The 21,286-nt window shown below is 56.4% G+C and carries 20 protein-coding genes; 13 read left to right on the top strand and 7 right to left on the bottom strand.

Annotation, left to right across the window (positions count from 1 at the left end; translation table 11 throughout):
* Positions 1-13 precede the first annotated feature (13 nt).
* Entirely contained in the window at positions 14-1,507 is a 1,494-nt protein-coding gene (locus VFE46_05770) for a chloride channel protein (GenBank protein HZZ27498.1), read from the top strand.
* A gap of 172 nt (positions 1,508-1,679) precedes the next feature.
* Positions 1,680-2,819 carry an agenet domain-containing protein gene (locus VFE46_05775; protein HZZ27499.1) on the top strand — a complete coding sequence of 380 codons (1,140 nt, stop codon included), beginning with the start codon at positions 1,680-1,682 and terminating at the stop codon, positions 2,817-2,819.
* Positions 2,820-2,941: 122 nt separating this feature from the next.
* On the opposite strand, the gene VFE46_05780 is transcribed toward VFE46_05775, so the two are convergent.
* Positions 2,942-3,175: a hypothetical protein gene (locus VFE46_05780; GenBank protein HZZ27500.1), complete on the bottom strand. Its 234-nt coding sequence runs from the start codon at positions 3,173-3,175 to the stop codon at positions 2,942-2,944.
* Positions 3,176-3,521: 346 nt separating this feature from the next.
* On the opposite strand from VFE46_05780, the gene lepA reads away from it, so the two are divergent.
* The 7 genes from lepA (at position 3,522) to pepF (ending at position 10,651) form a co-directional block, all read left to right on the top strand.
* Positions 3,522-5,327 (top strand): translation elongation factor 4, encoded by a 1,806-nt coding sequence (gene lepA / locus VFE46_05785; protein ID HZZ27501.1) that lies wholly within the window; start codon positions 3,522-3,524, stop codon positions 5,325-5,327.
* A gap of 53 nt (positions 5,328-5,380) precedes the next feature.
* Positions 5,381-5,641 carry a hypothetical protein gene (locus tag VFE46_05790; protein HZZ27502.1) on the top strand — a complete coding sequence of 87 codons (261 nt, stop codon included), beginning with the start codon at positions 5,381-5,383 and terminating at the stop codon, positions 5,639-5,641.
* Between the two features lie 8 nt (positions 5,642-5,649).
* Positions 5,650-6,006: a type II toxin-antitoxin system PemK/MazF family toxin gene (locus tag VFE46_05795; GenBank protein ID HZZ27503.1), complete on the top strand. Its 357-nt coding sequence runs from the start codon at positions 5,650-5,652 to the stop codon at positions 6,004-6,006.
* 130 nt (positions 6,007-6,136) lie between these two features.
* The gene (locus tag VFE46_05800; protein HZZ27504.1) at positions 6,137-6,424 is read left to right on the top strand and encodes a hypothetical protein; all 288 of its coding nucleotides are present in this window, start codon (positions 6,137-6,139) and stop codon (positions 6,422-6,424) included.
* Between the two features lie 96 nt (positions 6,425-6,520).
* Complete coding sequence (locus VFE46_05805; GenBank protein HZZ27505.1) at positions 6,521-7,642, top strand: Gfo/Idh/MocA family oxidoreductase; 1,122 nt, start codon at positions 6,521-6,523, stop codon at positions 7,640-7,642.
* Positions 7,643-7,751: 109 nt separating this feature from the next.
* A complete protein-coding gene (locus VFE46_05810) occupies positions 7,752-8,771 on the top strand; it encodes a beta-ketoacyl-ACP synthase III (GenBank protein HZZ27506.1) in 1,020 nt (339 codons plus the stop codon).
* 77 nt (positions 8,772-8,848) lie between these two features.
* Positions 8,849-10,651, top strand: a complete 1,803-nt coding sequence (gene pepF / locus VFE46_05815) for an oligoendopeptidase F (protein HZZ27507.1) — start codon at positions 8,849-8,851, stop codon at positions 10,649-10,651.
* Positions 10,652-10,806: 155 nt separating this feature from the next.
* Here pepF and VFE46_05820 read toward each other — a convergent pair whose 3' ends face one another.
* Together VFE46_05820 and VFE46_05825 are read right to left on the bottom strand one after the other, a co-directional pair.
* Positions 10,807-11,841: a hypothetical protein gene (locus VFE46_05820; GenBank protein ID HZZ27508.1), complete on the bottom strand. Its 1,035-nt coding sequence runs from the start codon at positions 11,839-11,841 to the stop codon at positions 10,807-10,809.
* A 186-nt stretch (positions 11,842-12,027) separates the two neighbouring features.
* Entirely contained in the window at positions 12,028-12,870 is an 843-nt protein-coding gene (locus VFE46_05825; GenBank protein ID HZZ27509.1) for a PEP-CTERM sorting domain-containing protein, read from the bottom strand.
* Between the two features lie 417 nt (positions 12,871-13,287).
* On the opposite strand from VFE46_05825, the gene VFE46_05830 reads away from it, so the two are divergent.
* Positions 13,288-14,286, top strand: coding sequence for a sugar phosphate isomerase/epimerase (locus tag VFE46_05830; GenBank protein ID HZZ27510.1), 999 nt, complete (start codon positions 13,288-13,290; stop codon positions 14,284-14,286).
* 91 nt (positions 14,287-14,377) lie between these two features.
* Positions 14,378-15,985, top strand: a complete 1,608-nt coding sequence (locus VFE46_05835; protein HZZ27511.1) for a hypothetical protein — start codon at positions 14,378-14,380, stop codon at positions 15,983-15,985.
* A 22-nt stretch (positions 15,986-16,007) separates the two neighbouring features.
* Here the strand turns inward: VFE46_05835 and VFE46_05840 are convergent, their stop codons facing one another.
* Positions 16,008-17,249 (bottom strand): FAD-dependent oxidoreductase, encoded by a 1,242-nt coding sequence (locus VFE46_05840; protein ID HZZ27512.1) that lies wholly within the window; start codon positions 17,247-17,249, stop codon positions 16,008-16,010.
* A gap of 135 nt (positions 17,250-17,384) precedes the next feature.
* Complete coding sequence (locus VFE46_05845) at positions 17,385-18,143, bottom strand: HEAT repeat domain-containing protein (protein HZZ27513.1); 759 nt, start codon at positions 18,141-18,143, stop codon at positions 17,385-17,387.
* A gap of 887 nt (positions 18,144-19,030) precedes the next feature.
* On the opposite strand from VFE46_05845, the gene VFE46_05850 reads away from it, so the two are divergent.
* Both VFE46_05850 and VFE46_05855 read left to right on the top strand, forming a co-directional pair.
* Positions 19,031-19,222 carry a hypothetical protein gene (locus tag VFE46_05850; GenBank protein HZZ27514.1) on the top strand — a complete coding sequence of 64 codons (192 nt, stop codon included), beginning with the start codon at positions 19,031-19,033 and terminating at the stop codon, positions 19,220-19,222.
* 13 nt (positions 19,223-19,235) lie between these two features.
* The gene (locus tag VFE46_05855) at positions 19,236-19,529 is read left to right on the top strand and encodes a type II toxin-antitoxin system RelE/ParE family toxin (GenBank protein HZZ27515.1); all 294 of its coding nucleotides are present in this window, start codon (positions 19,236-19,238) and stop codon (positions 19,527-19,529) included.
* Between the two features lie 58 nt (positions 19,530-19,587).
* Here the strand turns inward: VFE46_05855 and VFE46_05860 are convergent, their stop codons facing one another.
* Together VFE46_05860 and VFE46_05865 are read right to left on the bottom strand one after the other, a co-directional pair.
* On the bottom strand, positions 19,588-19,941 hold the full coding sequence (locus VFE46_05860; GenBank protein HZZ27516.1) for a hypothetical protein: 354 nt from the start codon (positions 19,939-19,941) through the stop codon (positions 19,588-19,590).
* Between the two features lie 12 nt (positions 19,942-19,953).
* A partial coding sequence (locus VFE46_05865) for a DUF3362 domain-containing protein (GenBank protein ID HZZ27517.1) occupies positions 19,954-21,286 on the bottom strand: 1,333 nt, incomplete at its 5' end.

Here is a 21,286-nt window from a genome sequence, read left to right on the forward strand (position 1 = left end):
GGTAGTTTTTGGAATGGACGCACCTCACACGCAACCCGCTGCTGCCGGCCAGCCAACTCCGCAGTCTCAACCCGCGAAATCTGAACTGCTGAAGTCTGAACTCCCTTCTACGCAGCCGCCGCAGCCTGAACCGCCTCCGCGTAGCGGCACGCTGGTGGCCGGGTTGGCCTTGGCGGTTGGTCTGATTGCCGGCTTGGGCGCGGTTTTCTTTCGCGCCCTCATTAGCTTGTTTCACAATTTGCTGTTTTTAGGAAAACTGTCGCTCTCGTACGACGCCAATCAACACACGCCGCCGTTTTGGATTTCCGACGCCCCGTGGTTGGTGATTTTTGTGCCCGTGATCGGCGCCGTGGGCGTGGCCTGGTTGGTGCAAAAGTTTGCGCCCGAGGCCAAAGGGCATGGCGTGCCGGAAGTGATCGACGCCATTAATTACGACAAAGGCATCATTCGCCCCATTGTGGCGGCGGTGAAATCGCTGGCTTCGGGCTTGTCGATTGGCAGCGGCGGCTCGGTGGGACGCGAAGGACCGATTATTCAAATTGGCGCGGCCTTCGGCTCGACACTGGGACAAGTCGTCAAAATGACGGCCACGCAGCGCATCACGTTGATTGCGGCCGGCGGCGGGGCAGGCATTGCCGCTACATTCAACACGCCCGTCGGCGGAATTTTGTTCGCCGTGGAGTTGTTGTTGCCCGTCGTTAGCGCGGCCACGTTGTTTCCCGTGGCGCTGGCGGTGATTGTGGCCACCCACATTGGCAGGCTGTGCTTCGGCACGTTTCCAGCTTTCAACGTGCCGGAGTTGCGCGTGCCGGATTTTACGCTGGAACACCTCGATTTGGTGCCGGTGCTCGTCGTGGCCGGATTGCTGTTCGGATTGTTGGCCGCCCTGTTTGTGCGCTGTGTGTATTGGTTTGAAGATGGCTTCGATTGGCTGCCGGGCAATTATTACACCCGCCACATGCTGGGCATGCTGGGCTTGGGCGTGCTGATGTACGCACTGATGACCAAAACGGCGAATCTCGATGGCGGTGGGCATTATTTCGTGCAAGGCGTTGGCTATGCCACGATTGACAACGTATTGCACGGCACGCTAACCGCACCGATGTTGCTGTGCATTTTGGTCGTCGCCAAGCTGCTGGCCACAGGTTGGACGCTAGGATCGGGCGCTTCGGGAGGCGTGTTTTCGCCGCTGTTGTATTTGGGCGCAACGGCAGGCGCAGCACTGGGCGCGATTACGATTCAATGGATTCCACACTTTCAGCTTTCGCCGCCGGCGATGGCCGTCGTCGGCATGGCCGCCATGGTTGGCAGTGCCACTGGCGCGATGCTGACGGCCATTGTCATGCTGTTCGAAATGACGCGCGACTACAACGTCGTTTTGCCCGTGATTGTGGCGCTGGCGATTGCCGACGCCGTGCGTCGCCGCTTGTGCCCACCGACTATTTATACGCTCAAGCTGTTGCGCCGCGGCCACATTGTGCCGCCGGGTCAAATCAGCCGGTCTTAAAACACCTGCCCAGTGGGAGCGATACTCGCGCAGCACGAGCAGGCATATTTGCGCCAACTTAGCCGTTTGGCAACTGTTTCCGTCAGCGATCCTAGGTCAGGCCAAGTGGCAGGAGCGTGCTAGAGTTGTGCAGTGAATTGAGATTGCCAAATTCCTGCACGGAACTCTAGCGATGAAACGCATCCGATGGCTCGCGCTCGTGACGGCAATTACCGCTTGGACTACGGCCGGCCAATTACACGCGGAACCCCAACTAGATTGGAATCCGGAGCACACCAGTGTGTTTATTGTGGGGCTGCTCCAATGGCAGCATCCGGAAATTTGGAGTTCGTTTCCGGAATGCCAGAAGGATCGCCGCGACCAGCAGTTGGTTGAATACTTTCGCGAAGTCGGCGTGCCGGAGGATCGCATTGTCTATTTGTGCGATGCCGAGGCGACCAAAAATCGCATCCAGCAGGCTTTTTGCAAACTGCTCGACGCAACCCATCATGGCGATTTGCTGATGTTTTATTTTTGCGGGCATGGCTGCCGAAACGCGGATACCAACGAGACTTGGTTTGCCAATTACGATGCCGGCGAAACTTATGAGAGCGCCTGGAGCGTGCCCAGCATTTTTGCCGCCATCGAACAACATTTTCATGGTAATCGGGCGCTGTTATTGGCCGATTGTTGCCATTCGGGCGCCCTGTACGATGGCGTGCTGCAACACCGGGATTCACGCATCAAATATGCGACGCTTACCTCGTCGTACTCGCACAATACGTCCACGGGAAATTGGACGTTCAGCGATTGCCTGTTGGCCGGCTTGCGCGGCGAGCCGGAAGTCGATTTGAACGATGACCACGTGATCGAACTAGACGAACTGGCCCACTATACCGAGCTGCAGTTGGCCTTTATCGAAGGGCAAAAAGCAATGTTTGCGGCGGCCGACAATTTCCCACGAAACGCGCGTCTGGCCGCAGTCGAAGGAGAAGTGAAGCCTGGCGTCGGCCAGCGGATTGAAGCTGAATCAAACGGCAAGTGGTATAAGGCGAAAGTCATCGACCTCGAGGAAGATCAGGTGGAGGTGCATTACGTTCACTTCGACGATTCCGCAGACGAATGGATTAGCCGTGAACAAACCCGTCCCTACCAGCCGGCGCAATTCGCACAAGGGGACAAGGTTGACGTGCAATGGCAAACCGACGGCCAGTGGTATCCCGCCCTGGTACTCAAAGCCTGGTACGGCTTGGAACTAGTCCAATATGATGGATACGATTCTGCGAGCGATGAGTGGGTCAGCTCAACCAGCGTGCGATTGCGGAGCCAGTAAATCCGCCATGAAATTATTTCGCCGCGATACTGCCTTTGCGAAATGTGGGGGCGATGCGGCACTCGATTTTGTGTTAGCCTCTCGCGCCGCAATGATCGTGGACGGACGGCAATTCAATTGCGCTATGGGACAATCGGCGGATTGGAGAACATGCCAATCAGGCCTTCGGCGGCGGTGGGATGCGTGAAAATGGCATCACGGAGCGCAGTGTATGGCATGTTGCCGAGCATGGCGGTTTGAACGACGTTCATCATTTCGCTGGCCTCGGCGCCAAAAACCGTAAAGCCGAGAAGCCGATCGTCGGGCCCAATCAAGGCCTTGGCGAATCCGCGGGTTTCCGACAGTGGGCGCGGCATTTTTGTGCAGCTCGTTGAGCTGGTTGATTTTTTGCAGAATATCTTGTTCGAGTTGCTTGATTTCGTTCATGACGCTGAGTTTATGCCTGCCGTGCATTCAACGCAATTACCGGCGACAAAGATTTATAAACTAGCTCCGATCAAGACAAGCAGCGCTGGTGGGATGCAAAAACGGGTTGGCCCCAGCGGCGTTTGCACGTAAGATGTCTTGGCAACACAATTTGTAATGCCTTCCATGGATCGCACCCCAGTGCGACGGCCGGCCGCAGCTTAATGACGAAGCACCGGGCTGCGGACAACCCGGCTCCCACGTTTGAATATCGACCTTTGAATCTCCATCCACCCCATGCCCGATAACGCCCACATTCGTAATTTCTGCATCATTGCCCACATCGATCACGGCAAAAGCACGCTGGCCGACCGGCTGATCGAGCTCACAGGCACCGTCCAAAAGCGCGCGATGCAGGAGCAACTGCTGGACGACATGGCGATTGAACGCGAACGCGGCATTACGATTAAAGCCCGCGCCGTTTCGATGCGCTACAAGCATCAAGGCGAAGAGTACGAGCTGAATTTGATCGATACGCCCGGCCATGTCGATTTTCATTACGAGGTTTCGCGCAGCCTGAACTGCTGCGAAGGGGCGGTGCTGTTGGTCGATGCCTTTCAGGGCGTGGAAGCTCAAACCGTGGCCAACGCCTTGGCGGCCATGGAACATAATTTGGTAATCGTGCCGGTGCTGAATAAGGTCGATCTTAAAAATGCTCGGCCCGATGAAGTGACGCTGGAAATGGAGCAAGTGTTGGGCATCAAGGCCGACGAAGTGTTGCACACCAGCGGTAAAACGGGTGCTGGCGTCGCCGAATTGCTGGAAGCCATTGTGCACCGGGTTCCGCCGCCCACCGGCGATCCGGCCGCGCCGCTGCAAGCCATGCTGTTCGATTCACACTACGACGATTACCGCGGCGCCATTGCTTACGTGCGGCTAATGCAAGGCACGGCCGAAAAAGGGCAAAAAATTCGCTTCCTCAAAGCCGAAGCCACGTACGAAGTTTTGGAGCTGGGCCAATTTGTGCCGGAACGCAAAGCGGTGGAAAAACTGGTGGCCGGCGAAGTCGGCTATTTGATCTGCAACATCAAAGATATCAAAGATATTCACATCGGCGACACCGTCACCATACCCGGCGACAACGCCGCGCCGGCGCTGCCGGGGTATCGTCCGCCACAGCGAATGGTTTACTGCGGATTGTATCCGTCCGATGGGGAAAACTTCGAGGAGCTGCGCGATGCACTTAGCAAGTTGGCCATCAATGATCCCAGTTTTGAATTCACGCCTGAAACCAGCGAGGCGCTCGGCTTTGGCTTCCGTTGCGGCTTCCTGGGTTTATTGCACATGGAAATTATTCAGCAGCGGCTGGAACAGGAGGCCGATTTAGATTTGGTGCAAACGGCGCCGAACGTGACGTACCAACTAACGACTCGCACCGGCGAGACGTTGGAAATTCACAACCCGCAAGATGTGCCCGATGCCGGCGAGATCGAGGAATTCCGCCAGCCCATGGTGCGCGTCAACTTTGTGCTGCCGGTGGAATATATTGGCCCGGTCATGCAGTTGTGCACCGATCGCCGCGGCACGTACAAACGGACCGAATATCTCGGCCCCACGCGGGCGATGATCACCTTCGACCTGCCGCTGGCCGAAGTCATCTACGATCTGCACGACAAGCTGAAAAGCGTAACCCGCGGTTATGGCACCATGGATTACGAACTGATTGGGTACGTGCCCGCCGATTTGGTGCGGATGGATATTTTGGTGGGCGGGAAGAAAGTGGATGCTTTATCCATCATTTGCGACCGGCGCGATGCAGACCGGCGCGGCCGGGCCATCGTGAAAAAGCTGCGGACCGAAATCGATCGGCACATGTTCGAAATCGCGCTGCAAGCGGCCATCGGCAGCCGCATTATTGCCCGTGAAACCATTTCTGCCATGCGCAAAAACGTGACCGCCAAATGCTACGGCGGCGACATCACCCGCAAGCGCAAGCTATGGGCCAAGCAGCGCGAGGGAAAGAAGCGGATGAAATCGATCGGCAGCGTCGACATTCCGCAAAAGGCGTTTTTGGCCGTGCTGGAATCGGGGGATAAGGAGTAAACCATGAGCAACTTTTGCTAGCCTTTCACACACTGTCGTGATACACTTTCGGTATGGCTATTCCATTAAGCGACGACTTTGCCAAGGCACTCGACGAGCAGGGAAATGTGCCGCTGCAAGCGGTGCACCCCGTTACTGGCAAGATGTTTTTTTTGGTCAGCGAAGACCTGTATCGCAGATTAAAACCGCTGTTCGAAGAAGAACCGCTGAGTGTTGAAGAACAACGATTTCAGCTTCAAGAATTGGGCCGGCGCGCCGGCTGGAACGATCCGGCCATGGACGCTTACGATCGATATGACGAACATCGCTCTTAGGCATGCCCATGAAGGTCCGCCGCGGTGATGTGGTGCTGGTCAATTATTTGTTCTCCGACCGAACTGGCTCTAAAGTGCGCCCCTGTTTGGTGGTGCAGAACGATGCCAACAATCGACGATTAAACGATACGATTGTGGCGGCCATTTCGAGCAATGTCGTCCGCGCTCAGTCCGAGCCGACACAACTGTTGATTAGCATTGCCACCAGCGACGGTGCACAGTCAGGCCTGCTATTCGATTCGGCCGTTCAATGCGGAAATTTGGTGACTGTCGACACGCAGTTCGTCATCCGAAAAATTGGCTCGTTGCCCGCTTCGATGATGGGCCACGTGGACAAATGTTTGAAAGTTTCGTTGGGCTTGTAGGAAAACTTCACTCAGCAGCGGAAAAGGCGGAAACGGATGAAATCGATCGGCAGCGTCGACATTCCGCAAAAGGCGTTTTTGGCGGTGCTGGAATCGAGCGAGAAAGAGTAAACGATCAAGCAGTGCGGTCATGAAGTGGTTTCAATTCAGCCTTGGTCGTCTGCTTGTCATCGTGTTCTTTCTCTGCATCGGATGCGGATTCGCGGTGGCGGCGTTTGCTAAATCGCCGTACGAGCCATTTCAAACGCAGTCGTTCATGGTGCTGCGATTCGTCTATTCGACGGTTGCCGCGGCGGCGTTTGGAGCCGCAGTGGGAACCATGCTGCGGAACACCTACAACGGATTTGCGATTGGCGTGTTCGCCGCGTTTTTGTTCTACCTGTTGGGCTTTGCCGGATTAATGTGGCGGGTCTTGTGAAGGGCTGGGAAAACCCGTAACTTACGAGATTCTATTTAGCTCGCCGGCGAATCAGTTGCTTACTGCCTGCTGCATACCGTCTACTGCCAATTGCCCATGCCCATTCGTTCTGCCAAACCGCCGGTACGCATGGCAATTATCGGGGCGGGGAAGGTGAGCGATTACCATCATGTGCCGGGCATCCGGCTGGATCCACGCGCCAAACTTGTCGCTGCCTGCGATGCCGATCCGAAATTACTGGAATCCCGCAAGCGAGAATGGGGTATCGACAAGACCACGACCGATTACCAAGCCATTTGCGCCGATCCGGAAATCGATGCCGTCATCATCGCCACGCCGAACTTCACGCATCGCCAGATTGCCCTGGCGACGGCCAAAGCGGGCAAGCACATCATGTGCGAAAAGCCGCTGGGGCTAAATGCGGCCGAAGTGAAAGAAATGTACACGGCTGCGCGCGATAACGGCGTGGTTCACATGACGGCTTTCACCTACCGCTTTGCCCCGGCCATGCGCTATTTGAGACAGCTCGTCAAAACCGGCGCACTAGGCACGCCGCGGCATTTTCGCAGTCAGCGATTCTTGGATTGGCCCGAGACGAGTTGGGCCTGGCGACAATATAAAGACAAAGCCGGCGCGGGCGATTTGTTCGACATGACGATTCACCGGATCGATTTTGCCATCGACTTGCTTGGCCCCCTCGACCGTGTGTGCGGAGCCGTGGCGCGATTTGCCGAGCGCACGAAAACCGTTAATGGCCAGCCGTGTGCGCCCTCGGATGTGGACGATTGGTCCAGTTTGTTGGGCGAATTTGCCTGCGGCGCCACCGGCGTCTGGGAAGGCACCACGCTAGCAAAAGGCTATGAACGCAATGGCTTTGGTCACGAATGGGCGGAAATCAACGGGTCGGAGGCCAGCGCCGTGTATCAACTGCACTTGCCCAATACAATTCTTTTGGGGAAAACTGGCAGCGACTTGGCGCCACAGCCGGTGCCGGCCGAGTTCCTGAAACCGGCAGACAGCCCGCGCGACCCGCGCCAAGGAGAACCAGCCACCGTGTTTCGTTACGATTTAATGTGGGAGTTTGTGTCGGCGATTGTCGAGGGGCGCGACGCCGTGCCGAGTTTTTACGACGGATTGAATTCGCAAATTGTGGCCGATGCGGTGTTGCAATCGCACGCGGAACGCCGCTGGATTGAGACGGCAATGGCGGAGAAGTGACCGGCCGGACAGCACCATCCCACTTCGTGTCGGGGCTAAACCGTAAACGAATTGAACAATATTATTCTAAACAACCGTCTACTGCCTACCGCGTACTACTTATCCGCACATGGCCGACGCTCCTGAACAAAACTTGAAAGCTCCGCTACGGCGGCTCGTTGGCGTGCAAGCGATTGCCACCGGAAGTTACGTGCCAGAGCTGGTGGTGCGGAATGAAGATTTGGCCCAGTATGGCTGCGATCCGGAGTGGATTTTGCAGCGGACCGGCATCCGCGAACGGCGTCATACACCGCCGGGCATGTGCACCAGCGATTTGGCTGTGGCGGCGGCGCGCAAAGCGATGGATCGCGCCGGCGTTTCAGCCAGCGACATCGATTTGCTGGTGCTGGGCACGTTTTCGCCCGACTTGCCGATTCCTTCCACTGCCTCCCAAGTGCAAAACAAACTCAAGCTGCGCTGCCCGGCGTTCGATGTTGCCGCTGCTTGTGCCGGGTTCACGTATGCCTTAGTCACCGGTGCGCAATTTGTCGCCACCGGTTGCAGTCGCTTGGCGATGGTGATTGGCGCCGACGCCAATTCCCGCGTCGTCCAACCGCAAGATAAAAAAACCTATCCACTATTTGGCGATGGTTCCGGCGCGGTGCTGCTGACTCGCGGCGAGGAGAATCAGGGCCTAATTGCCTATGCCATGGGTTCCGATGGCTCCGGCGAAGATTTGCTGTATATGAAGTCGGGCGGTTCGCGCAGTCCCGCCAGTGTGGAAACCGTGCAGCGCGGCGAGCACTTCATGCGGATGGAAGGCCGCAGCGTGTTCAAATGGGCCGTTAGGGTAATTGCGCGCTCGGTGCGCGACGTGTTAGATTTCGCCAAGCTTTCGACCGATGATATTGACCTCGTCGTGCTACATCAGGCGAACGTGCGGATTTTGGATGCTGCGGCGGAAGAATTAGGCATCGATCGCTGCAAAATGTTCGTCAACTTGGAAAAATACGGCAACACCTCCGCCGGCAGTATTCCGCTCGCGCTGGACGAAGCGGTTCAACAAGGTCGCGTTCGCCGCGGCAATAATATTTTGATGTGCGGCTTCGGCGCCGGCTTGGTGTGGGGCACCATTCTGTGGCGTTGGTGATGCCACAGGACACAACCGCTCCTCTGTCGAGTCGCGGCTAAACATTTTCATTTTTCAATTCGTCTACGTGTTCACCTATGTCGAAAATCAAACAACTTCCGCCGCGCAGCAAAGTGAAACCGTCCGATTGCTGGAATTTGGGCAGCTTATGCAAATCAGACGGGGCGTGGGAAACGTCGTTCAAAAAATGGGAGCGTGAAATTCCCGGTTATGAAAAATTCGCCGACCGCTTGGGAGAAAGCGCCAAATCGCTGGCCGAGTGCTTGGAGTTCGACATTCGCCTGGATTGCGAAGGAGAACGCCTGGGCACCTACGCTTTTTTGAAAACGGCCGAAGATACCGCCAACAGCACCTATCAACGGATGATCGGCCGGTACCGCAATGCGGCCAGCCGGGCTGGTCAGGCGGCGAGTTTTATTCGTCCGGAAATTATGGCCATCCCCACGGGCACCATGAAAAAGTTTCTGGCCGCCAAGGAATTAGCGCCGCATCGCGTCAGCTTGGAGCGGCTGCTGCGTTACAAGCCGCACACGCTGACCGCCGGTGAAGAAAAACTGCTGGCCATGCAGGCCGAAATGTCGGAGACGTCCAATAACGTGTTTCGCCAATTGGCCGATGCCGATTTGAAATTCGGTCTGGTGAAAAATGAAAAAGGTCAGCAGGTGGAGTTGAGCAACGCGACGTTCTCCGTGTTTTTGCATTCGCCCAAGCGCAATGTCCGCAAGGCGGCATTTCATCAGTACTATGCCCAGTACAAAGGACACGAAAACACGCTGGCGGCCGCCTTGGCCGGCTCAATGGAGCGCGATGTTTATTATGCCAAGGCCCGTGGCTACAAAAGCGCCTTGGGCGCCGCCCTGTTTCACGACAACATGCCGGCGAGCGTGTACGACAATTTGATCGCGGCCGTCCACAAGCACTTGCCGGCGTTGTACCGCTACGTCGATTTGCGACGGCGCAAAATGAAACTGCCCGACATCCATCATTACGATACCTATGTGCCGATTTTGAACGAACTGGAAAAACACCATACGTGGGACCAAGCGGTGAAAGTGATCCTCGAGTCGCTGGCGCCGCTGGGCAACGATTACTGCGGCGCGCTCAGTCGTGGCCTGAACAACGGCTGGTGCGACCGCTATCCCAACCAAGGCAAGCAAAGCGGTGGGTTTTCCTCGGGCACATTCACGGGCGATCCGTACATCATGATGAACTACCAGCCCGAGGTGCTCGATCACGTGTTTACGCTGACGCATGAAGCGGGCCACTCGATGCACAGTTATTACTCGGCCAAGCACCAGCCGTATCAGTATTACAACTACACCATTTTTGTGGCCGAAGTAGCCAGCACGTTCAACGAACAACTGCTGAGCCGCCACCTCAGGGAGAACGCCAAAAGCGATGATGAAAGGGCATTTCTCATCAATCGAGATATTGACGCCATTCGCGGTACCATTATCCGCCAAACCATGTTCGCTGAGTTCGAGAAAATCACCCATGCCACGGTCGAAGCCGGCGAGCCACTGACGGTGGAAAAATTCAAAGAGATTTACCGCGGGCTGCTCAAGTTGTACTTCGGCCCCGATTTTGTCATCGACGACGATTTGACGCTGGAGTTTTTCCGCATCCCGCATTTTTACCGAGCGTTTTACGTGTACAAATACGCCACCGGTTTGTCGGCGGCGATTGCGCTTTCGCAGCGGGTGGTGAACGGCGGCCAGCGCGAACTGGATGCCTACCTGGGGTTCCTCAAAGGAGGCTGCTCGGAATTCCCGCTCGATTTGCTCCGCGTTGCCGGCGTGGACATGGAAAAACCTGAACCCGTCGAAACAGCCCTCAAGCACTTCGGCAAGCTCGTCGACGAACTGGATGAATTGCTTTAACCACAGAGGCACGGAGTCACGAAGAAGATGACGTCAGACTTACGATTTGGGATTCGAGAAATTCGAAAAGCGATTTAGTGGTTGAAAATCATAAATCCTAAATTCAAAACGCTGGCCGCCCTGTGCCTCTGAGTCTCTGTGGTGAAATCTGCGATTCACAATGGCGTGATCCACACGAGCGGCTTACCGGCGTCATCGAGGCGAACTTCGGCTTTCAGTCCGGCCTGGAACAACACGCGATCTAAAATACGGCGGAAGTATGTTTTCCCGGCGGTCACTTTGACCGGTTTTTTCAAATCGATTCGCTTGCGCACCAAGCCGTTGTAATCGAACAAAAACGGAACGGCCAGTTTGGCTTGAATGGCATCGATCGCCGCGCCTGCCGAAAGCGAGCCGTCGGTTTCGACCGGCGTGAATTCGAACAGCTTGGGCACGACTTTCGATTCGTCGCGCTCCTCCGGCGGCCAACCAATGGGCCACATTTCGCCACTGGCTGTGGCTGTGGTCAATTTCAACTCCAGCCCATTGCGACCATTTCGGGGCAGCAGCGCACCACCGGCTGGCCGAGTCAGGGCCGCCAAAGCCGTGCCCAAGGAAAGACCCTGCAGTTCGTCGCGCACGGCATCATCGGCGGCCAGCGCCTTTTGAATCGGCAGATCGATGGTCAACGGCAGCGCCGACGCGGTTTGCAAGCGCTCGATTACTTTCTCCGGCCGCAACCCTTTGGTGGAAAAACCAATGGGGACGGCTAGCGCCTGTTTCACGTCGTCGAATTGCTTGGCCGACAGACCAAAGGCCGTGGATTGCCCGCCAGGCTTGCCGCCGCCGGCTGCCACTTGATCGAGCCATTGTTTGAGCTTGGCGGTGTCGGAAAGCGTAAATTGCCCACCGGGAGTGATTAATGCGCCATGGCTGTTTAATTGGGCCGTGACTTCATACACCGCCGTGTCGCCGGTTCCTTGCGTGGCGATTCCCATTTGGTCGCCATTTTCCAGTGCCCGAAAGCGTACGCTGCCCAAGCCCAAATCGCCGAGTACCTTCGTCCACTTTTGCGCCATCGTGTTGCCGGCCAATCCCGGCTCGAAAATCACTTCCATTTCAACATGTGGCTTGGCCAGGGCCAGCAGTGAGTCGCTACACGATAACAAACCGATCGCGGCGAAGAACCATGGAATGAACTTTCGATGCATGGGCTGCTTACTCACAAATCTTGTGCGTATTTCAAGCCACTTAAGCGGTCCGCGGGGCAGGTTCCAATTGCCGCTGCTGCTGGCCTCGAAGCGCGCGGGCGAAACCCTCGTAGAATTGTATCAAACGGTGGCGGACGTCCAAGTAAGATGGACGACCAATTTAGCAATCCAGGTGCGTGGCTACCTTTAGCAGGCCTGCTTGCAGCTTCGCCGCCGGGCAGCCAAGCCCAAGCCGACGCCACTTAGGCTCAGCAATAGTAGCGAAGCTGGCTCCGGTACCGCGATATACGTGACATCGACGTTAGAGTAGGTCGCTGCTCCGCCGCTGCTCGTGTTTTCCAAGAAGCCAATCGCATTGTAGGACAAAGTTGAAGCGGTGCTGTCTGTGGTGTTGCCAGAAAGCGAAATGAGGCTTCCCGTGTCAGCAAACGAATAAGCCACATTGACGCTGGTGGCACTTGCCATCGTCAGCGTTAGATTGAAGTTGTAGGTGGCAGCTGCGTTCAGCGATGCCGAGCCATTCGTCAAAATGGTGGTGGCGCCGGTCCCGCTAAACCAACCTCCCGTATTCGGGTTGGTGCGCCGGACAAGAATGGTATTTCCATTGTTGTTCACCAAATTTGCAATTTCTGCTCCGTAGCCGAGCCAACCCGTGATGGTGGCCCCACTCCATAAACCGCTAGCTAAGGTGCCAGTGGCATTGCCATTGGAATTCACTAACCAAAAACGAAACGAATCGTTGCCATTAATGCCGGCGGCCATTTGCACTTGACCGCTGAGAACAATCTCGTCTCCCACGTTTGTCAAAGTCAGCGTACTAGGCAACAAAGCGCGCGGAGTTAAGTTCCCCGTGGGAGTTGTAGTATTAAAAGTTCCAGCGCCAAGCGTGCCCGTGGTATCGTTCACGGTGCCGTTATTGTTGCCTGTCTCTGCACCCCAGCCACTAATCAACGTGGCTTGTGCCGATGCTGTGAAAGACACGACAGCAGCCGATAGAATGGCTAGCGAAAGAATTTTTGGCAGCTTCATAAGCGAATCCCCGATCGGAAAGGCGGTGCAAATCTAGGCGCATAAAAATTGCCTCTCTTCTCCAGTCCGCTCTGTTGCCCTTTGTCTAACCTCTTGCTCATAAATCTAGTTGAGTGTTACTACCGCGTCAACGATTTGAACAGAATCGTTTACGTTTTTTCCAAACTGCTTTCGGCCCGAGCGGCCATTTACGCACGTCGGTTGAGAAAAACGGGATCGCTGCACCTCTTAATCTTTTTCCATAATTGGGATGCAATATTGCCCCCTATTGCTCTGCACGAACATACGGCACAATAAGGGTTTGCGCCAATAATTAGTCGTTACCCTACCCTCGAGATTGGGCTTTTGCGCACGATTTGGCGGCGTGGTTCACAATTCGCAGCCGCCGACGTACCGCTTTAACGGAAGGAGCACTGCATGGCTCGTCCTGTGACGTTGTTTACCGGCCAATGGGCCGATCTGCCTTTGGAAACCATGACTCGCAAAGCGGGCGAGTTTGGCTACGACGGGCTGGAGCTGGCCTGCTGGGGAGATCATTTCGAAGTCGACAAGGCCGTGTCCGATTCCGGCTACTGCAAAAGGAAGCGCGAGCTGCTGGAAAAGAACGATTTACAACTGTTCGCTATTAGTTCGCACTTGGTGGGCCAGGCCGTGTGCGACAACATCGACGCGCGGCACAAAGCCATCCTGCCGCCGCACGTGTGGGGGGACGGAAATCCGGAAGCGGTGAACCGCCGGGCTGCCGACGAATTGAAAAATACCGCCAAGGCTGCGCAAAAATTGGGTGTGAGTGTGGTGAACGGTTTCACGGGCTCGTCGATTTGGCATTTGCTGTATTCGTTTCCGCCCACGCCGTCGGCGATGATCGACGATGGCTTCCAGCAATTTGCACAGCGCTGGAATCCCATTCTGGATGTATTTGCCGAGTGCGGCGTGCGATTTGCGCTGGAAGTGCATCCCACGGAAATTGCTTTCGATATTTACACTGCCCAGCGCGCGCTGCAAGCCATTGGCAAGCGCGAGGAGTTTGGCTTCAACTTCGATCCCAGCCATTTGCTGTGGCAAGGAATTGATCCGGTGGAATTTATTCGGGCGTTTCCCGATCGGATTTATCACGTGCATGTGAAAGACGCCATCACGCTGCTCGACGGCCGCACAGGAATTCTTGGAAGCCACTTGAACTTTGGCGATCCGCGGCGCGGCTGGGAATTCCGCTCGCCGGGACGAGGCGCCGTGAACTTTGAAGAAATTATTCGCGCGCTCAATCAGGCCGGTTACAACGGACCACTTTCGGTTGAATGGGAAGACAGTGGCATGGATCGCGAACACGGCGCGCGCGAGGCCTGCGAATTTGTGAAAAAGCTTGATTTCACACCCAGCAAGCTGCAATTCGACGCGGCGTTTGAAAAGAAGTAAGCAAATCTTTCGCGGATTAATGCACTTCGCCCGAGTGTTTCCCCGTTGGGCTAACTTTTGTCGTGCTTCAAGGGCAGAGTAAACTAGAAGTATGGAACAGATTCGTGCGATTCCTTCGGGCTGCCGATGCGGCGTGGCCGTTGTCGGTTTGCTGCTGGCGTTGTTTGCAGCGTTGAACTTAGCCGCTGCAGAGCCGACCGGCGACAAACTTTCTGCAGCCCGCGAGCAAATTTACACGGCGTATTCGGCGCAGCTCCGTGTTTTAGCCAATCAATGTGATGCACAAGGGTTGCCGAAGCAGGCGGAATTCACACGGCAATGGCTGCCCGAGCGCGATTCCACAATGCTCTACGTCTTCACGCTGCCGGCCAGTAGCGCAGCGCCGGCTTCGCTAGTGCAATCGTCGCTTGCCCAAAAGTGGTGGCAAAAGTTCATGGAAGCGCGCGCGGCCGAGGCGGAAAAACTGTTCTCGCTGGCACAAGCGGCTATGACGGCAAAGCAATATGCCCTGGCCTTTGAATTGGCACGCGAAACCGTGCGCGAAAATCCCGATCACGCAGCCGCCCGGCATGTGCTGGGCGATCGCAAAGCAGGCGACGGTTGGGTTTCGCCCGAGGCAGCCCGGCGGTTGGAAGCCGGCCAGGTGTGGAGCGAGCAGTTTGGTTGGTTGCCGGCCGAGCGGTTAAAGCAGTACCAAAGCGGCGAACGGTTTTATCGAGGCGAGTGGATCAGCGCGGCCGATGACGCCCGCTTCCACAGCAACATTCGCAACGGTTGGACCATCGAAAGCGATCATTACTCGGTCGTCACCAACAATAGCTTAGAAAGCGGCGCACAGTTGGCTGCCCATTTGGAAGTGCTGTATCAAGTGTGGCGGCAAGCGTTCGTCGGATATTACGCTACGCCGGCGCAAGTGGAACACTGGTTTGCAGCGGCAATACAACCTCCCGCGGCGTCGCCGACGGCAGCGCATCCCACGGATGAACCACAACCGACCGCTTCGCCTACATCTTCCGGCGGCGAATATTTCATTTCGCCTACGACGGAAGGCGTGGGCTCCCACAAATTGCACCAGGTACTTTATTTCCACGACCGGCAGCAGTACATCGAAGCGCTGCATCCATCGCAGCCGCAAATTCAGTTGTCCATTGGCTTCTACTCCGACAACTCCAGGACCGCGTACTTTTTTGCCAGCGACGATCCGTACCCCGGCACGTTGTATCACGAAGCCACGCATCAATTGTTCCGCGAAACTCCGCCCGCCACGGTCGATCCCGGAAGAAAAAACAATTTTTGGATAGTCGAGAGCATTGCGGTGTACATGGAATCGTTCGCCGAGCATCGGCTGTTGGAAGGCGAATCGTATGGATCATACATCACCGTCGGCGGCAAAGATGCCGGTCGGGCTTCCTTGGCACATGTGCATGTAGTCGACGACGGTTTTTACGTGCCTCTGCGAGAACTGGCCTCGCTGAGCATGCTCGATTTTCAGCACCAGCCCCAAATCAAGTCGATTTACAGCCAAATTGCCGGACAGGCGTTGTTTTTCATGCATGCCGACGGGGCGCGGTATCGCCCGGCCCTGATGAACTATTTGCTGGCCGTGTACACCGGACGTGCTAGTCCCGATACGCTGGAACGATTGACCGGCCAGAAGTTCGAACAGCTCGATCAGCAATATCGCCAGTTCATGCAGTGAATTTCGAGATCGACTGATAGCGTTACGCAAATGCATCGGGCGTGTGAACGTGCTCCGGCCGTACGCCCAGGCCAACTAACCGAGCGGGAATGCGGCGCAAACGAGGCCAACGCCGCAGCCAGCGCACAATCCGCGGCGGCTTAAGCGCTTGCTGAGCGGATAGCGCCCGGCTCATCACCCGATCTTGCACAAACACTTGTGCCCGTTGCGTGACCCAGGTGGGAAACTCGCGCCGCCGTTGCACACGGTGCAAATCGATGTTCTTCAGGGCTTTTTCGCGCAGCGGTTGGGCCAGCAAATTGGCCGCAGCCACGGCATCTTGTATGGCCATGTTGATGCCCACGCCGCCAATGGGCGACATGGCATGGGCGGCATCGCCAATGCACAGCAAGCCCGGCCGGTACCAACGTTCCAGGCGGTCAACTTTCACGGTCAGCAGCCGAATGTCGTCCCAACTGCGCAGCTCGTTCACGCGCTCCCCCAGGAACGGCGAAATTTCCAAAATCTGTTGGCGAAACGCTTCCAAGCCGCGCTGGCGGATTTCGTCGTAGCCACCTTTGGGAATCACATACGCGCATTGCCAATACTGGTCGCGGTACAGCATCACAAAAATTTGCCCGTTGTTGAAGCGACCGAGCGGAACAAACGGATCATCTGCGTGGCGGGAAATGCGCATCCACAGCACGTCAATGGCCGAACCGTATTCGCGCACCGTTAGGCCGGCTCGTTGGCGGATGATCGAATGCCGCCCATCGCAGCCGACGGTTAGGCCAGCCCGCACTTCCAGCGATCCAGCCGGCGTTTGAGCGCGGATGCCGACGACCCGGTCGTCAGCTTCGATCAGTTCTTTGGCGTCCGCCTGCATTCGTAAATGAAACGTGGGGAAGCCGCGCGCATGCTCCGCTAAAAAATTCAAGAAATCCCATTGCGGCATCAGGGCGATAAACTTACACTGCGTCGGCAGGAAGCGGAAATCGGCAACGATGGTTTCAAATTTACCGACGAAGCCGTGCAGTTCTTGCACTTCCTGATGCGGTCGCTGGAGAAAGTCGTCGAGCAAGCCCAGTTCGTAAATCACCTCCAACGTGGACGGATGCACCGTGTCACCGCGGAAATCGCGCAGAAAATCGGCGTGCTTTTCCAGCACCATCACGTCGACGCCAGCCCGAGCCAACAAATAACCCAGCATCATTCCGGCCGGGCCGCCACCGACAATGCAGCAACCGGTTTCGACATGTTCCGTCGCAGCATCGGCAGCAATCATAGCAGCATCCTTTCTATCAGAAGCCTATACCGCGACGGCCGGTGTGGCGACGGGCAAAGCTCCGAATTTCCGTGGCCGAATTTTAACCGGCGTGCGCCTCCATGAACCACCTTCTGCGAAAGCGATGCAAACCCACTACCGTGTGTCGGCGGTCACGTAATTGCCGGAGGTAACGTTGAATTCAATCTCCTCCACGGTGCGGGCCGCAAGTTCTCGCACGCGCGGATCGCCGTCGTTCAAAAGCGGCAACAAGCTGGTCAATGAATCGGGACCAAATTTTACCAGTGTGCGGCTGGCGTCGCTGCGCAAGTAAGCGTCCGGGTCGCGCATTCGCTGCACCAGCGCTTCCATCGCCGGCTTGGCGGCCGGGCCCATGGCTTCCAGCGCTTCAATTGCCGCTTGCCGCACATCGGTGTTGCAATCCCAGAGCAATTGAATTAACGGATGAATCGCATCAGTCGGCACCGTTTTCATTTCGATGAACGTGCGCGCCGCCAATTCGCGCACCCGAGGATCGCGATCTTGCAACGCGGCAATCACGCTGGGCACCGCCACGGTGTTAAGCTTGGTGAGCGTGCGAGAAGCGTCTGCCCGCAGGTAGGCATCCACATCGCGCAGCCGCTGGGCAATGTCGGCCACGACCGGGGCGGCGTTCACTTCCATGGCTTCCAGCGCGCCAATGGCCGCCTGGCGGACGTCGATATTCGGATCGTACAAGGTTTGGGCCAGCGCTTTAGCCACGAGCGTGGCCACCCTTATGGAGCCTTCGTCGTTGGCGGAATACCACTGGCTGGCCGACCCGCCGGAATACGCCGGCAATTGCGCATGAACTGGCGCTACGGCCAGGCTGATCCAAATTAATCCGACGCTCGCAAAAGCAATGAACGATTTCATATGGAACCCAGGGTTGATGCCGAAAGGTGGGAAGGGGTCGTCCGTAATTGGCCCCACAAGTTTAGGTTACGAAACAGGCCCAATCGGGCGAAAAACCCCCCGCACAATAACCGCAAACGCCGCCCGCGCTGAATATTGTTCGTTTGGTCCGGAATTTTTTTCCGCCCGACAAAATTCAGCAGTTTTGTCCGACCCGCGGCGGCCCCGGCTCGGAAAATCTGCGGTCTGTCGGGCAAGAAAGCCGAACAAATGCCGGGCAAATTCCGTCCGAACTTACGAATTGTTGATCGTATTTGGTTGGCCGTTGTCATCATCATTCGTCTCTGATTCGTAACTGTTGTCGACCGCGGCGGCCGCATCATTGCCAAGCCCCAAGGTCGCCGCGCAAATCGGGGCCGCCGGTGCATTGGGCCGGCTCGGTAGAACACAGTTTGGATTTAGAAATACTGTTCATATGTACATTTCATGGCTTAGCCTATCACACCCTCACGCGATCAATCAAGCCTTGTTTTGGGCCAGCCCAGGCGGCAGTTGCGAAATCGCGGTGAGGAGAGAATGTGGAATGGGGAGTGTGGAATGGGGAATGGGGAATGAGCGGGTGATGGGATGTAGAGGCGAGCAGGTGATGGGGTGAGCAAGAACAGCGAATGCAGGAATGGGAAAAGATGGTTTAGCCGCGACGCGCCAGCGGAGCGAGAAACGGCTGAGCGATAATTACAAAAGGGGGAGTGGCGAATGCGGAATGGGGAATGCGGTTAATGCACTTCTATCCGAAAAGATTAACCGCAAAGGACGCAAAGAGATGAGAACTGATTTAGACGCCTCCCCGTATTTGTTATAGAATAAGTGGCAGACGTCGGCTTACGCTTTTACAGTGCTAAAAACATATGAATCAGCAAAATCTCAAAGAGGAAGCGCATCGCCTGGTGGATAAGCTGAACGACAATGCCACCTGGGACGATTTAATGCGCGAAATTTACGTGCGCCAGACAATTGAATCGGGCCTGAAAGACAGCGAGCAAGGCCGCGTTGTCGGCATCGACCAAGTGCGCGCAAAATTCGGACTCTCGACACAATGAACCTGTCAACACAATGAATGTTGTCTGGACCGAGGCCGCCCTACGTCAACTTGTGCAAATCCACGACTATATTGCACAAGATTCGCCTCGTTACGCCACAGCCATGATCGACCGAATCACACGTCGATCGCAACAATGCGGGCAGCTTCCCCTTATGGCCGGCAAAGTGCCGGAGTATGACCGGGACGATGTTCGCGAGGTACTCGAGTATCCGTATCGGATTATCTATCGAGTGCTGCCGGAGCGCGTGGATATCTTGGCCGTAATTCACGGCGCGAGGCGGTTACCGGAAACGCCGACGGCTTAGCACGCGGATGATCGCACTACACTAGCCAGCAGTAGTGTCCATGTTTCGATGCCACGGCTTAATCAAATTCGAATACTTCCCCGAAAGCTTTGCCGTGAATTTCGTCGCTTGAGTGCGCACTTACCCAAATGGGCTCTTCGCAGAGATTAGCCTTAATCAGGGCTTGAGCAATCGCGTCGACTAACTCTACTGGACTTGGAGATAATTTGTGCTTCCTAATAAAACAATCAATTCGCCAATAGGAATGATAGCCTTCGATAAATTCGGGACGCCAGGCGAAATATCGTACAACGGGCGTCATGGTGGCGCCGCCCGCGCTGTTTCTTGCGACGTGGTAAATCTCGCCGACACGTGAACGTTCTGCCACTACACAATCAGCGTCATAGGTTGAAGTCACGGGAAAGCGAATCATTTTTTGTGCTCTCTAGGAGCGCCAGCCTTTTTTTCTGCCTGGCCTATAACCCACGCCTTTGTTTTTTTGCTTGGCGGCGGCGTTGGCGGCGGATTTGCGCTTGCGGGCGGGTCGGGCGCTCGATCCCCCGGTAGAACTGGGGGCTATAGGAGCGGCGCTACCGCCCTGGACTCGGCTGCTCCCCTCACCCCGGCCCTCTCCCACAGCGGGCAAGAGAGAATCGGCACCCTCACCGTGCCCTCTCCCAAGGGGAGAAGATTTTCTCGCGCGTGAGCGTTTGAATGACTTGCCGCCGCGGATCTGGTCGCCGCCGCGAATGTGGTCGCCGGAGATGTCGTTCAAACTTTCGTTCGCTTTACGGCGGCGGCGGGAGAGGGCTTCTTTTGGTGGGCGCTGGGGAATTAAACAATCGCAGCCGCTGCCAATAAGATCTTGCCGGCCAGCTTGCTCCAGGGCCTTGCGCACTTCGAAATAATTTTCCGGCTTGAAAAATTGCAGCAGTGCCCGTTGCAGCCGCCGATCGCGCAGGTGCTTGGCAATGTACACCGGCTTCATCGTGAACGGATCATACCCGGTGTGGTACATGCAGGCGGCAATGTCGAATGGGCTGGGAATAAAATCTTGCACCTGGTCAGGGCGGTAATGGTTTCGCTTGAGGAACAGGGCCAGGTCGATCATGGCGTTCAAGTCGCTGCCCGGGTGGCTGGAAATGTAATACGGAATGAGGTACTGCTGTTTGCCGGCGGCTTTCGATTGGCGTCGAAACTGGTCGCCGAATTTTTCGAAATCATCGTTCGAAGGCTTCTTCATTAAGTCGAGCACGCCGGGGTCAGTGTGTTCCGGGGCGACTTTAAGATGCCCGCCCACGTGATGCTGGGCCAGTTCGCGCATGTAGTTCGGATCGCGGCGGGCTAAATCCATACGAATGCCGGAGGCGACCAGCACTTTTTTCACGCCGGGAAGCTCGCGCGACTGTTTCATCAGGTCGATGAGCGGGCCGTGATCGGTGCCCAGCAGTTTGCAAATGGTGGGATGCACGCAGCTCAGCCGGCGACACATTGCTTCTACCTCGGGGCGGCTGCATTTCATTTGGTACATGTTGGCCGTGGGTCCGCCGATGTCGCTGACCACGCCGGTGAAGTCGGGCTGCTGTTGCCGCATGCGCTCGATTTCGGCCAGCACCGATTCCTGGCTGCGGCTTTGAATGATGCGCCCTTCGTGGGCCGTGATGCTGCAAAACGTGCAGCCGCCGAAGCAGCCGCGCATAATTTGCACCGAATGTTTGACGACATCGTACGCGGGAATTTCTTCGCCGCCGTAACTGGGGTGCGGCAAGCGCGTGAAC

The sequence above is a fragment of the Pirellulales bacterium genome, from assembly GCA_035656635.1.
GTDB lineage: Bacteria > Planctomycetota > Planctomycetia > Pirellulales > JADZDJ01 > DATJYL01.